Genomic DNA, 13,078 nt, shown 5'->3' on the forward strand with positions numbered 1-13,078 from the left:
GGCTTCGGCCAGACAAGCCTTTCGAGAGGCCGCGTGGGCGGCGGTGCCGTGCAAGAACATCGGCCTGACGGGATGATCGGAGGAGCTTTGCCGCCGCCGGCCGTGGCGGTGCCGGCGATGGTCTGGTGTTCGAGGCGGGCGTGGCGGGAGGGTTTTGCGCGAGCGAGGTGCGAGGGCGACGTGGCCCCGGCTTTCGTGGGGCGTGGCCGATGCAGCGGAGCGCGGCGCTGCCATGCGGAAATCGGCGGGAGGGGCGCGGCCTGCGCGTCGGACAGGTTCAGGTCCGGCCTGTGCGATGCCGGCCTAGCGCCGGATTCGGGACCGGGATGTTGGTGAATATGGGCTGTCCGCGCTGGTCGGCGCAGCACGTCGCCCGAAATGGGCGGGGCGCTCCCTTCCCCGCCGTCCGGCTATGACGACTCTTTCCCTTGCTATATGTTCTCTATTTGTTCCAATATGCAGCTTTGCGAATCGAGATCGAGGAACGGCGTATGAGCGTGATGATCCGCGGCCAGGACCGCACGAGATTGAGGGTGATGGGCGATGTCGAGGCCGAGCTGGCGGTTCCGGCCGACAGCGCGGGCCGCTGCTGGCTCAGTTTCTCGGACGGCACGCTGATCGAAGCCGCCTATGGCGATGACAATGATTGCCGTTTCGCGATCAGCGAGGAAGGCGCGGGGATCGCGCGGATTCGGCGCGAGCACGATGGCGATGTGCTGCGGCTCGATTGGCGGGTGGAATGGGTGACGGTCGCGGCGGCCGACAACGCGGCTCGCGCGACGGCGCAACACGAACCTATGCCGATGCTGCCCGGTCTGTTTTCGTCGTCGGATAGTGAAGCGATAGCTTCATGTTGATATGGACACCTAATGGTGACGCTCTTTTCGCAGGAACAAATTGAAGCAATCGCCGGTGCTCTTGGAGACACCGATGTCGGATTGAAGGGCTCGGAGATTGCCCTGTTGATCGCGGCTTGCGAGATGACCGATCCCGGCGAGATAACGAAGCGGCACCGCATCTATAACGCCTTCGTCACCAGCCAGAACGCCCGACAGGATCGCACCCGCATCCTCGGTTTTATCCGCAAAGCAATGAGCCCGGCCCGCTATAGTCGTGAGCCATATCGTTACGAACCGATGCAGGCGAATCTCAACCAGGCGCTTGCCTTTGCCGGGCTCGTGGTCAGTGAGGCCGGAAAGATCGAAACCGTTGAACAGGCGACGACGCTGCCAGAGGCGCAGCGCCGAGCGAGGGAATTGCGCACCGATCTGGAAACGCGCGGCGTCCATCCCGACGTGCTGCGCTTCTGCCGTGCGGAACTGTTGGCCGACGATTATTTCCACGCGGTCCAAGAAGCGGTGAAAAGCGTCGCCGACAAGATGCGGGTGCGGACGGGCCTGACCGATGATGGCGGAACGCTGGTGGACCGCGTGTTAGGCGGCGAGCCGCCGATGCTGGCGATCAATCCGCGCAACACGGCGAGCGAGCGCAGCGAGCAAAGCGGCTTCGCCAACCTGGTCAAAGGCGTGTTCGGGATGTTCCGCAATCCGACCGCTCATGAGGCGCGCATCCACTGGCCGATGACCAAGACCGATGCCGAGGATCTCCTGACGCTCGTATCGTTGATCCATCGTCGGCTCGATGCCGCCCACATGCCCCCGCGTCCCTGACCTGTCCCTACGATAAGCGGCCGCGCCCCAACCGGGCGCGGCCGCGAATTTTTGCGGGCTGCGAAAGGAAGGCCGGGACCGCCGATGCGGCCCCGGCCCGATGCCGTTCTATTCGGCGGCAATCGAGTAAGCGTCTTCCTCGTCCACCGGCTCAACGTCGGCGTCCACCGCTTCGGGTTCGGTCGGCTGCTCCACCGCCTCGACCTCCACGGCTTCGCCGTCCTGCGCTCCGGTATCGGGGGCCTCCGCTTCGGACGGCTGCGCGATCCCTTCGGCGTCCTCCGTCTCGACGGGTTCGGCCTCCGGCTCCGGCGTCCGCAACACAGCGGGAAGCCAGCCCTTCCCGACAAGACGCTGCTCGGCGGCTTCGGCCATTTCCGGCTTCTTCTTGTCCGCAATACGGCGGGCCGCATCCTCCGATACCCCTTCGGCAACGGCCTCAAGGATATGCGCCTTGGTGACACGGCCAAGGTAGCTGTCCACGGTCGGCGTCCAGTCCTTCGCCATGTCCAGCGCCAGCGCGGTCGCCAGCCTGTCCGCCGTTTGCAGCGTCCGGGGCTTGCGATCCCACGGTAGGCGCAGGGCGTTAACGGTGCGGGACGCGCAATGCGCCAGCAACGCCATCCGCTGCTCATCGTCCAGTGCGACGATGAAGCCCCACAGGTCCGCGACGTCGCGCGGCATCCGCTCGGCCCATGCGTCATGCGCCTCGCTCGCCCGCGCCGCCAGCGGTGTATCCTCGATCCCCGCCGCATGACCGCCAAGCGGGGTCACGGTCGGACGGATTTCAAGGCAACCGGCCTCGGCGTAGCTGTAGAACAGTTGCGCCGTAAGCGTGTGGGTCAGGGCTACCAACGCCATGCCGGGCTGTTCGCCAAGCGCCACGCGAAGGGCCAGCGTCCGGTGGGCGGACAGGTCGCGAATGAGGCTGTCGGAAATGGGCTTGCCCGGTTCCTCGTCCTCATCCTCGAAATCCTGAACTTCCTCGTCGCTGTCCTCGGCCTGCTCGTCCTCCACGGCCTCCGGTTCGATGGCTTCGGCCTCGTCCTCGGGCTGCGGATCGGCAAGCGCCTCATCCTCGGGACGGACGAAACCGCGCTCGATCCTGACCGTGCCGTCATGGTGAAGCACCACGAACGCTCCGCCATGCGCGATCACGTTGGCATCGTAGGCGTAACGCTTGGCCGAAATGGCGTCGATCTCATCGGACACCGCTTCCAGCTTCTTCGCCACGTCCTCGGGCATTTCGTCATAGGACGAATAGCCTTCGGCAAGCTCGTCATGCTCGGTGGACAGGGCCTCAAGCCGGGCCTCGTCCTCGTCGGACAGGTCCACGGCCTGCGGATAGAAGCGCCGCATACCGTGAGCATGGGGATAGTCGATATGGGCCTCAACCCACTTCCACCCCTCGGCCTGCACCCCGTCCGCGATCTCGCGCAGCTTCTCGACGGCAAGCATGTCGAGCAAGCCCGCATCCTCGAAGAAACCGCCTCGATCCTCACTGAACAGGTCGCGGATGATGTTGCCGCCCGCCTCGATATAGGCATCGGCCCCGACGAACACCGCACGGCGATCATCGGCGGGCACGTTGTTGGCGGTCATGTCGCGCCGAATGATCCACGGCTCCCGGTTGTGATGCAGGTTCTCGAACACCTGCTCTTGCCGGGCGTGGTCTTCGGTGATGGCGAATGCCATAAGCTGATCCAAGGTCAGCCCGTCCTCGCGATAGACCTGCAACAGCTTCGGACTGACAGCGCCAAGGCGAAGCCGCTGCTTCACCACGCCGCCCGACACGCCGAACCGCGCGCCGATTTCCTCCGCGCCCCATCCGTTGCCGTCCGCAAGCTCGCGGAACCGCTCGAACTGATCGGCGGGGTGCATCGGGGTCCGGGTCACATTCTCGTCCAGACTGATCTCGGACGGGTCGTTCTCGGTGTCGAGACGGCAGCGAACCGGGTGGTTCTTCCTGATCTGCCTGCGCTTGGCGCGCAACAGATAGGCCAGCCTGCGACCTTCGCCAGCGGTGACGAAATAGGCGCCGGTCGGCTTCTCGTCCTTCATTTCCGGCTCGATCACAAGGTTCTGGATCAGACCCTTATGCTCGATGGAAGCGGCCAGCGCCTCGATGGCGGCCTCGCCATGCGGCACCTTGCGGGCGTTCTTGGGGGACTTCTTGAGCTTGTTCAGCGGCACGAAAATCTCGATGCCCGACACAGGCTCGGCAGCGGTGGTTTCGATTTGAACGGTCTTGGTCATCTTCCTACTCCTTGGGTTTCCGCGCAGCGGGAAGCGCCGCGCTGAAACCCTGCCCGTCGGCGAGACCGGGGGTGCAAACGGAGGGACGGCTTCGCGGGGAACCTGCTGCACGGAGCGCAGCGGAGGAAGCTGGGCGGAAGACGTTCCGAAGTGCGCCGGGGGCGGAGCCCCAAGCACCGCGCCGCTCGCGGCGCCACAAACGACGCACCCTTGCGGCGGACGGCCGGCGCGGCGGCGTGCGCGCGGGCCTGTGGGCCAGCCGTCGCCGTGCCCTCCGGCCAGAGCGAGAGTGCTGCGCTGGGGAAAATGACGCGCGACCCCTGCGCGGCGCCAGCCGCCAGAGTGCGCTCCCTAGATCCCCGCGCTCACTATCGGGGCGTTGCGGGGTGTCCCCGCTCGAAGGGGTCTGGCGAGACCCGCAGGGGCTTGTCAGCAGGGGAAGGCTTTCCCCCTCAAACCGTATAGGATGAGGACAACAACAGCATATTCCGCACGCTGGAAGCGCGTTAAGAAGACTATCGGCTGTGGCTAGAATTAAGTGCCCCGGCGGTATGCGAGGCAGGGACCACCGGGGGATACCGGCTCCATATGGATGATCGGGGAGGAAAAGCCAAGGATCACCGCTGCGCGCCTACGTTCATCTGCCAGGCGGTTCTACAGCGTCCCGTCTCCACCGGCGCTTTGCGAGCCCATGCTACCAGTTCGCTCAATATCGCGGCCTGAGCTGAACAAATTTCTCCCGGATATTCGGTGACTTGTTACACTATGAGAGCGCCGCACCGTTTGCGCGGTTGTCATGACGGCTCGGTGCCTATACCCGTCAGTTTGCAGGAAAGGAGGAGCGCTGATGTCAACCAAGCAGATCGTCGCGCTGCTCAATTCGCACGTTGCTGGGGACGAAGAGCAATTTCTGTCGATAGCGCTCCAGGTTGCGGCACAGCAAGCGCGCCAAGGCAATGCCGAAGAGGCGAACCAGTTGAAGCGCCTCGTCCAAAAGGCGCGCGAACGGCTTGGCAACGCGCCTACCGGCCAAGCGCCAATCCCTCTGGCGCGGCCGCGCGGCGAGTTGCAAGGGCTGGTCGAGAGCAGCTATCCGAAGACCAAGCTCGACAACATGGTGCTTGGCGAGGCCATTCGCTCGCGGTTGCAGCGCGTTGTCCGGCAGCAAAGCGAGCGGGCGACCTTGCGCGATCATGGGCAGGTTCCGGCGACGCACCTGCTGCTTGTCGGGCCTCCGGGCACGGGCAAGACCATGACGGCCTCGGCACTCGCGGGAGAGCTGCGCTTGCCGCTGTTCACGGCACGGCTGGACTCGTTGTTCAGCCGCTTCTTTGGGGAGACGGCCGGCAAGCTGCGCTTGCTGTTTGATCAGATTGCGCAGACCCGCGGCGTCTATTTGCTCGACGAGTTCGACGCGATCGGTTCGCGTCGTGGCGATCCCAATGACGTCGGCGAGATTCGACGGGTTCTTAACTCGGTGCTCTCCTTCATGGAGGAGCCTAACTCAACCGACAGTATCGTCATCGCGGCGACCAACCATGTCGAGATACTCGACAAGGCGCTGGCACGCAGGTTTGATGAAGTCATCGAATATCGGCTGCCCGATCCCGAGTCCGCGCGCGCGATCCTCTCACGCCGGCTGGGACGCTACCGCCTGACCGCCAAGGCTTGGGCGTCGATCGCTCCCATCACGGAAGGCTTGAGCCAGGGGGAGCTGGTGCGCGCGGCCGATGCCGTCGTGAAGGACGCTATCCTCGAAGGGGCGAAGTCGATCTCGGCCGACCATTTGCGCATCGCGCTCCAAGACCGCCAAATCTTTCGACAGAGCTTTGGACATTGAAGCGCCGGCATCGTCCGTCGGCGAGAAGAGACCGCGTGGGGAAGCGGTGGGAATGACTTGAGGGGGGTATGCCCGAAAATGAAGCCGGTGCGGCGCCACGCCAGCCGCATATCTCGATCACGCGATGGCGCGAGGCAGCGCAGTATGTCTATCCCCGACTTCGGCGCGAACGACGCGAGCGGCGTGAAGACTACCATGCCCATGCCGCAGCCCTGCTCGGACAGCTGGGGGAAGCTCTAGGCAACCTCCCGCCGCCCCAAGAGGACGTCCGCATCCCGGTCGACGGGCTGAAACGCGGCGTTCTCGTCGAGGTCGAGACGATGGTGCCGAGCGAGCGCGCCAAGGCCACGAAGATACCGGCGCTGGATTTCCCGGCGCAGGAGATCGTCGTCCTCCGTTCCGAGCGTAGCGAGGATCGCACAGAGCGGGCGGTAGTGTTCGTTCCCGATGACGCTCGCGCATTCCTGACCGGCCGGATCGCGGCCTATGGCTCCGAAGATCTCGGCAATCACGAGCGTCCCGACATCGACAAATTCGAGGTGATCGAGGCGATCCGCGCCGGTGCGGCGCGCACGCTCGTCGTCGGCACGCCGGACTTGGCATCGCCAGCGCCGCAGTGGTGGGAGCTTTGGCTGCGTCGCCCCGATGCGATCGTGGAGGCGGTGGTGGCGGCCGCGCAGCAGGCGGGGCTCGACGTGTATCCCGACCGGCTGCAATTTCCTGAAACCTCGGTCATATTCGTGCTCGGAACAGCCGAGGCGACCCTTGGGCTCGTCGGCCGCCTCAACGGCGCGATCAGCGAAGTGCGGCGCGCCAGCCAGAGCATCGAGCCGTTCCTTGACCAAGGCGACAAGAGCTTGGGGCAGCACGCGCTTGTGGCCGAATATTGCGGGCGGGTGACGCCTCCGCCAGCGGATGCGCCGGTGGTTTGCGTGATCGACACGGGCGTTGCGGCAGCGCACCCGCTGATCGCTCCCGCGCTGGCCGGTGCGTGGACTGTGAACGATGCCTGGGGCACCGACGATCACGCCGGCGCCGGCGGGCATGGAACGGGCATGGCGAGCCTTGTCCTGCATGGCGACCTGCTTGGGCCTATGAGCGACCAACGCCAGGTCGTGCTCGGCCATGCCGTCGAATCCGTGAAGTTCCTTCCGCCCGGCGGCTTTCCGGCGACCGAGCCGGCGCGCTATGGCATTATCACGCAAGCAGCCGTGGCCGTGGCCGAAATCGAACGGGCCAATATCCCGCGCAGCTTCTGCATCGCCACCTCCTCGCCCGATCTTTCTTCGGAGGCGCCATCAAGCTGGAGCGGCGCGGTCGATCAGATTTGCGCCGGCTCAATGCCGGGTGAGCAGCAGGCGGGGCTCGCCGCCAAGGATCACCCCAAGCGTCTCGTGCTGATCGCCACCGGCAATATGGACGGCGGGCTCAAGGCCGTGGTCGAGCAGCATCATGCACTCGAAGACCCCGCGCAGAGCTGGAATGCGCTCACTATCGGCGGATACACGGCGAAGGCTGACCAGGCGCAAGACGAACCCGAGTTGATTCCGCTGGTCGCGCCGAACGAGCGCAGCCCATTCAGCCGGGGATCGCAGACCCTTCCGGCTGACCTGACGCCGATCAAGCCCGACGTGCTGTTCGAGGCCGGCAACATGATGATGGACAATGCCCAGTTTTGCGGCTGGCACCCGGCGGTCTCGCTGCTCTCGGCAGGCAGGGATGTGGCTACGGAGCCGCTGGTGCCCTTCTGGGCGACCAGCGCCGCGACGGGCGTGGCCGGCAATTTCATTGGGCGACTCAAGGCCGATCTACCCGGCCGGTGGCCGGAAACCTACCGCGCTCTCACCGTCCATTCCGCCGAATGGCCTGGGCCAATTCGTAAGCTGCTGATCGGCACCGGCCGTAGCTGGAAGACGGGCAGCAAGGGCACGAAGCAGCAAATCCTACGCAGCATGGGCTTTGGCGTGCCCAACCTGGTTCGCGCGGCCGCGTCGGCGCGCAATGATGTGACCTTGCTCGCCGAGGCCGAGATTCAACCTTATGCCGCTTCAGCCGACGGGCGCTCGGCCGTATTCAACGAGGTGCATTTCTACGCCCTCCCTTGGCCGAAGGCAGCGCTAGAAGCGCTGGAAAACGCTTCGGTGATGATGAAGGTGACGCTCTCCTATTTCATCGAGCCCAACCTTTCAGGCCGGGCCAGCACCCGACCCGACACCTATCGCTCCTACGGCCTGCGCTTCGCCTTGAAGAAACGGCGCGAGACGGCCAATGATTTTCGGACACGATTGAGCAAGACCGAGGAGAAGGCGGAAAAGGCCGGTCAGGAGACCGACTATTGGTTGCTCGGGCCGCAGGCCGTTCAGGCTGGGTCGCTTCATTGCGACCTGTGGCGAGGTCCGGCAATCGACCTTGCCGCGCACGACCAGATCGCGATCTATCCGGTTGGCGGCTGGTGGAAATCGCACATCGGACAGAACCGCATGAACGACAAGGGCCGCTATGCGCTCGCGATCTCCATCTCGGCGCCGGATCAGGACGTCGACCTTTATGCCGAGATCGCGGCGGCGATCGAGGCGCGGATTGCCGCCGAAGTGGCGGTGGCAGCCGGGCCGGATCAAGGGTGATGAGCCTCGCTCGGAGCCAGGTCGATTTGCTGCACCTCGTGCTGAGCCCGTCGGGCCTCCAGCCAGTCCAGGCCAGCGCTCGTCAACTCCCAGCGCTTCGCTGCGTGATCGCCCGACCCAATGCAGCGAACCCATCCGCGCTTCTGTAAATCGGAAGCCGCGAGACCAACGGATCGGTAGAATTTGAACGGATTGCTGAGCTGATCCTGAATCTCGCGACTGGTAAGCGGGCCGGATTCGAGGAGCGCGAGGATTTCCGGCGTGCGCCCCTGGCCCGGCGATGAATAGTGCCTGGACGCAGCCTGCTGGGCGCGATCCGCAGCATCGCGTTCGACTGCACGGCGCGCTTTGTTGGGACTCATCGCCTTGCCGGCGAGCTTCGCGGCCGCGATTGCGGTCGTGCCTTGTTTGGTGAGCCGGTAGATCGGCGCGCGTCCCGGCATCGGCCTTTCCTGAACGATGTAACCCGACATCCGCAATCGCTGGAGATACTGACCCGCGCTTGGAGCCCGCTTTGACCGGACACCCGCTGCGGCGCTGATGTCGAGTGCGCGGGCTGGTCCGAGCGCATCGAGAGCGAGTAGGAGACGCACCTGTTCGGGTTTCAGCGCTGCGGAGACGTCGTTGCCTGGTAGGTGCTCACCTTCGAGATCATAGGCGCTGTGCGTCAATCCCTTCTGAGTGAGCCGGATAAGCTGGCGTTTGGGAGTCCCAGCCTTCTCGACAAGCCCCTTGGCGACAAGACGCTTGAGTGCGCTGTGGGTCGACTGGCCGAGCCGCTCGACGAGTGCTGCTCGGCGCGCGCCGCCGACTGGCGGAATGAGCCTCAACGTCGCCTTTTCGAGCGAGCCGATCTTAGGTTCGCGATCCACCAGGACGTCGAGCGTCCTTTTCCCGCTTTGTGCATAGACCCATTCGGAGGACTCACCGGGTGTAGGCAGACGGCGGATAAGGCCGGATTTCATCAGCTTCTTGAGAATCTGGTCCACCGCTTGACGGCTGACACCCTCTCGCTGGCGAAGTTCTGCGGCCGTGGCTGGCTTTGCTAGAGCATCATAAATGGTTTGTTGCCGCGTCCCGAGCTGTCCCCGAAAATAGGGTTCGCGTTGCTTCACCGCGATCTCCGCATCGAGCGGTCGGCTCCCATCTCGAAACAGGCCGTGACTGACGCGCACAAGGTGCCCGTCCATCAGCAGCAGTTCGAGCGCGGCGCGCGAATTGCGCACATGCTTGATGTCACGCCAGCGCACCACGCCGCGCTCCCGGACGATTTCAAGCATGGTGTGCGCCCCAGTCCCTGGATTGGGTTCCCATCGGGGCGGCCCGGAAAGTAATTTGTCGGACGTTACCGCACGCACGGCAACCCGCACTTCAGTGGCCCCAAAATGATGCCGTAGAACCTGCTCCAGCCGAGTTGCATCCACTACAGGACAGTCAAACTCCACATCGACTCGATATCCTTTCGACTTCCGCACAACTTCCCCCGGAGTGGCATCACCGCAATAGCCGCAATGGAGGCAAGCGTCACGTTATGCCAGCATCACAACGCTGACCGGCTGGCTGTTGCCGAGCGCAGCGGCGTGGATCATCAGCTATTCGACTTGGCCCGCGCTCTATCCGGCCGTGCTGATCCTCATGCTCAATGCGGCGAGCGGCAAACTCACGGTGCGCCAGTGGTCGTTCCGTTTCTGCCGGATTGAGCGCCCCGCCCGCGCGGGCGGGGCACATGAGCAGTCGCTAGGTGATGACGACGCCGGCCGCGATAGCCATGCGGGCGTATCGACTCAGCGGATACTTCGCCTCGAAATAGAGGTCGCGTTCGACCGGGAGCCCCAGCGGGCCGCGCAGCGCCTCGATCTCCGCAAGGCTGACCGTGCCCAGTTCGGGTTCGCCGAGGCCGGGATCGCAGAGGCCGTAAAGGATGTCGGGCTCCTGGGGATCGCACTCGCTGATGAGCCAGGTGGCGCCAGCGTCGGGTGTGAACAGCTTGACGACGGGCTTGGGATCGAACTCGGGATGCTCGATGCTCAAGCGGCCGTTGGCGATGAGCTGCGCGCGGATGGTGTCGGTGATGAGCTGCATGACTGTCTCCATTCGGGAAGCCCTCCGATCGAGGGCGTGGAGGCGTTCGACCGGCGCAAGCGAGCGGCGGGGTCAGGCCCTACTCGGTCTGGTGCGGGCCGGGCTTGACCCCGACGCGGCGCCGGTCAGGCGTCCGTAACTGCCTCGCCGGGGAGGCCGAATGGGAGCGTCGATCGGCTTGGTCCGAGGTGCGCGTGAAGCGGCGGCGACAACAGCCGCGAGGCTTCCTGGGTCCGAGCGCATGATCGCGGATAAGCGCGCTGTCTCCAGCTTCGGCCCGATTGTCTCCAGCCGGCGGAGCCATTGTCTCCAGCCACCGGGTCGCGTGGAAGGGGCGAAATGGCCGCGCGGGGGCGCAAAAGATCGGGCGCAACCTGCGCCAGCCAACGCCAGGGGCGGCCCATTCTTGGCGATTTTCTGGAGACATTATGGAGACAACGGGCTTTACAGAGGGCGCTGTCTCCAACGAAAAAGCGGCCCGAAGGCCGCTAATCCGCTGATTTCTATATAGAAAACTGGAGCGGGCGAAGGGATTCGAACCCTCGACCCCAACCTTGGCAAGGTTGTGCTCTACCCCTGAGCTACGCCCGCTCTGGCGTCTCCGGCGGGCCATGCCTGCCGTCGAGGCGCGGCTATTAGCGTGGGGGTTCTCCCTCCGCAAGCCTGATTCTCGAAAAAGTTTCGAGGCCTTGGCATAAGCGGGCGGCGTCCCACATAAGGGGACACGAAAAGGGCATGTGGGAGAATCATCGGTGGCAACCCTGGGGATGAGCGCGGCGGATCGGGAAGCGATCGAGGCGTTCAAGCGCGATGTCGTCGAACCGTCGATGACGTCGCTCGTCATCCTCGATTTCTGGGCCGAATGGTGCGGGCCGTGCAAGGCGCTGGCGCCGGTGCTCGAAAAGGTCGCCGCCGACTATGCCGACAAGGGCGTCGTCCTCGCCAAGATCAACGTCGACGAGCAGAAGATGATCGCGGCGCAGTTCCGCGTCCAGTCGATCCCCACCGTCTATGCGCTGTTCCAGGGCCAGCTCGTCGCCGACCTGACCCAGGCGCGCGGCGAGAGCCAGCTCAAGCAGATGCTCGACCAGATCCTGCGCCAGCTGCCGATCCAGGGCGCCGCCGACAAGATGCACGAGGACATCGCCCCGCTGATCGCGATGGGCGAGGAAGTGCTGGAGGCCGGCGACGTCGAACGCGCCCTGTCGGTGTTCGGCCAGCTCGTCGAGATGGCCCCCGACGATGTCGAGGTGATCGGTGGGCTCGCCCGCGCGATGGTCAAGGCCGGCCAGGTCGACGAGGCCGAGGCGCTGCTCGGCCAGCTCCCGCCCGAAAAGGCCAAGGAGGCCCCGATCGCGCGCGCCCAGGCGGCGGTGGCGCTCGCCCGCGAGGCCGCGCCGGTCGACGACCTCGGCCCGCTCCGCGCCAAGGTCGCGGCGAACCCCGACGACCATGAGGCGCGCTTCGAGCTGGCCGGCGGCCTGATGGCGGCCGGCGACCGCGACGGCGCCGCCGACAACCTGCTCGAGATCATCGCCCGCGATCGCGCCTGGAACGAGGACGCGGCGCGGCAGCGGCTGATCAAGCTCCTCGAGGTGGTCGGGCTCGAGGACCCGTGGGTGCGCGAGCAGCGGCGGCGCCTGTCGGCGCTGCTGTTCACCTGACGGTCGCGACCATGGCCGAGCGCCTGTCGATCTTCCCCCTGGCGGGCGCGCTGCTGTTTCCGCGCGGCCATCTGCCGCTGCACATCTTCGAGCCGCGCTATCGCGCGCTCGTCACCGACGCGCTGGCGCGCGACCGCCGCGTCTCGATGATCCAGCCGCGCGACGACCGCGAGCCGCCGACGCTGTTCGACATCGGCTGCGTCGGCCATATCCGCGAGGTCGAGCGGCTCGACGACGGCCGCTTCAACATCGTCCTCGAAGGCCTCACCCGCTTCCGCCTGCTGCGCGAGCTCGACGTCGCGACGCCGTTCCGGCAGGTCGAGGCCGACCTGGGCGCGTTCGACGACGCAGAGGCGCCCGACGCCCTGCCCAGCATCGTCCGCGCCGAGATCGAGCGCGAGGCGCGCCGCTTCGCCGACAGCCGCGGCGTCGCGGTCGACTGGACCGGGGTCAGCCGGCTCGACGACGAGACGCTCGTCAACGCCATCTCCGCGATCGCGCCGTTCGATACCGCCGCCAAGCAGGCGCTGCTCGAAGCGCGGACGCTGGCCGACCGCGCCGACCTGCTCGCCCAGTTCCTCGGCTTCTTCCGGCGCGGCGACGACGAGCCGGCGACGCTGCAGTGAACGACCGCACGACGAGCCTCGATCCCCAGCTGCTCGCGATCCTGGTCTGCCCGGTGACGCGGACGCCGCTGCGCTATGACGAAGCTGCCGGGGAGCTGGTCTCGGACGCCGCCGGCCTCGCCTATCCGATCCGCGACGGCGTTCCGGTCATGCTGGTCGAGGAAGCGCGGCAGCTGGAGATATAGACGTCATTCCGGCGAAAGCCGGAATCTCCCTGCCTTTGGACGTCCGAACATGGCGAGCCCGGCAAGAAAAAGGGAGATCCCGGCTTTCGCCGGGATGACGGTCTTGGATTTGACGATCGTGATTTCGCCGG

General features: G+C 65.5%; 10 protein-coding genes and 1 tRNA gene. 7 read left to right on the top strand and 4 right to left on the bottom strand.

The annotated features are described in order from the left end of the window. Nucleotides 1-491 precede the first annotated feature (491 nt). Both HRJ34_RS13395 and HRJ34_RS13400 read left to right on the top strand, forming a co-directional pair. Nucleotides 492-857 (top strand): hypothetical protein, encoded by a 366-nt coding sequence (locus HRJ34_RS13395; RefSeq protein WP_012049859.1) that lies wholly within the window; start codon nt 492-494, stop codon nt 855-857. 12 nt (nt 858-869) lie between these two features. After that, a complete protein-coding gene (locus HRJ34_RS13400) occupies nt 870-1,670 on the top strand; it encodes a TIGR02391 family protein (RefSeq protein WP_226949183.1) in 801 nt (266 codons plus the stop codon). Nucleotides 1,671-1,778: 108 nt separating this feature from the next. On the opposite strand, the gene HRJ34_RS13405 is transcribed toward HRJ34_RS13400, so the two are convergent. Next, complete coding sequence (locus HRJ34_RS13405) at nt 1,779-3,926, bottom strand: ParB/RepB/Spo0J family partition protein (RefSeq protein WP_012049857.1); 2,148 nt, start codon at nt 3,924-3,926, stop codon at nt 1,779-1,781. Nucleotides 3,927-4,773: 847 nt separating this feature from the next. Between HRJ34_RS13405 and HRJ34_RS13410 the strand changes: the two genes are divergently transcribed. Next, entirely contained in the window at nt 4,774-5,766 is a 993-nt protein-coding gene (locus HRJ34_RS13410; RefSeq protein ID WP_012049856.1) for an AAA family ATPase, read from the top strand. 68 nt (nt 5,767-5,834) lie between these two features. Next, a complete protein-coding gene (locus HRJ34_RS13415; RefSeq protein ID WP_012049855.1) occupies nt 5,835-8,390 on the top strand; it encodes a S8 family peptidase in 2,556 nt (851 codons plus the stop codon). On the opposite strand, the gene HRJ34_RS13420 is transcribed toward HRJ34_RS13415, so the two are convergent. The 3 genes from HRJ34_RS13420 to HRJ34_RS13430 all read right to left on the bottom strand — a co-directional run bounded on the left by HRJ34_RS13420 (nt 8,381) and on the right by HRJ34_RS13430 (nt 11,063). Then, nucleotides 8,381-9,670 carry a hypothetical protein gene (locus HRJ34_RS13420; RefSeq protein WP_016745823.1) on the bottom strand — a complete coding sequence of 430 codons (1,290 nt, stop codon included), beginning with the start codon at nt 9,668-9,670 and terminating at the stop codon, nt 8,381-8,383. The two genes, HRJ34_RS13415 and HRJ34_RS13420, sit on opposite strands and share 10 nt — an antisense overlap. A gap of 457 nt (nt 9,671-10,127) precedes the next feature. Next, entirely contained in the window at nt 10,128-10,472 is a 345-nt protein-coding gene (locus HRJ34_RS13425) for a DUF2958 domain-containing protein (protein ID WP_016745822.1), read from the bottom strand. A 516-nt stretch (nt 10,473-10,988) separates the two neighbouring features. Further along, nucleotides 10,989-11,063: transfer RNA gene (locus HRJ34_RS13430), tRNA-Gly, on the bottom strand. A 176-nt stretch (nt 11,064-11,239) separates the two neighbouring features. Here HRJ34_RS13430 and HRJ34_RS13435 point away from each other — a divergent pair. The 3 genes from HRJ34_RS13435 to HRJ34_RS13445 are packed head-to-tail and all read left to right on the top strand — an operon-like array spanning nt 11,240 to nt 12,947. Continuing rightward, nucleotides 11,240-12,136 carry a tetratricopeptide repeat protein gene (locus HRJ34_RS13435; protein WP_029993943.1) on the top strand — a complete coding sequence of 299 codons (897 nt, stop codon included), beginning with the start codon at nt 11,240-11,242 and terminating at the stop codon, nt 12,134-12,136. An 11-nt stretch (nt 12,137-12,147) separates the two neighbouring features. Further along, the gene (locus HRJ34_RS13440; RefSeq protein WP_012049851.1) at nt 12,148-12,762 is read left to right on the top strand and encodes an LON peptidase substrate-binding domain-containing protein; all 615 of its coding nucleotides are present in this window, start codon (nt 12,148-12,150) and stop codon (nt 12,760-12,762) included. Beyond that, nucleotides 12,759-12,947, top strand: coding sequence for a Trm112 family protein (locus tag HRJ34_RS13445; RefSeq protein WP_208634293.1), 189 nt, complete (start codon nt 12,759-12,761; stop codon nt 12,945-12,947). The genes HRJ34_RS13440 and HRJ34_RS13445 overlap by 4 nt, the downstream gene beginning before the upstream one ends. Nucleotides 12,948-13,078 lie beyond the last annotated feature (131 nt).

It is taken from the genome of Rhizorhabdus wittichii (genome assembly GCF_017607425.1).
Classification (GTDB): Bacteria; Pseudomonadota; Alphaproteobacteria; order Sphingomonadales; family Sphingomonadaceae; genus Rhizorhabdus; species Rhizorhabdus wittichii.

Bases quoted from the DNA above. Each gene is read 5' to 3' on its own strand.
- HRJ34_RS13395 (WP_012049859.1), top strand. From the start codon at position 492: ATGAGCGTGATGATCCGCGGCCAGGACCGCACGAGATTGAGGGTGATG.
- HRJ34_RS13410 (WP_012049856.1), top strand. From the start codon at position 4,774: ATGTCAACCAAGCAGATCGTCGCGCTGCTCAATTCGCACGTTGCTGGG.
- HRJ34_RS13415 (WP_012049855.1), top strand. From the start codon at position 5,835: ATGCCCGAAAATGAAGCCGGTGCGGCGCCACGCCAGCCGCATATCTCG.
- HRJ34_RS13440 (WP_012049851.1), top strand. From the start codon at position 12,148: ATGGCCGAGCGCCTGTCGATCTTCCCCCTGGCGGGCGCGCTGCTGTTT.
- HRJ34_RS13420 (WP_016745823.1), bottom strand. From the start codon at position 9,670: ATGCTTGAAATCGTCCGGGAGCGCGGCGTGGTGCGCTGGCGTGACATC.
- HRJ34_RS13435 (WP_029993943.1), top strand. From the start codon at position 11,240: ATGAGCGCGGCGGATCGGGAAGCGATCGAGGCGTTCAAGCGCGATGTC.
- HRJ34_RS13405 (WP_012049857.1), bottom strand. From the start codon at position 3,926: ATGACCAAGACCGTTCAAATCGAAACCACCGCTGCCGAGCCTGTGTCG.
- HRJ34_RS13425 (WP_016745822.1), bottom strand. From the start codon at position 10,472: ATGCAGCTCATCACCGACACCATCCGCGCGCAGCTCATCGCCAACGGC.
- HRJ34_RS13400 (WP_226949183.1), top strand. From the start codon at position 870: ATGGTGACGCTCTTTTCGCAGGAACAAATTGAAGCAATCGCCGGTGCT.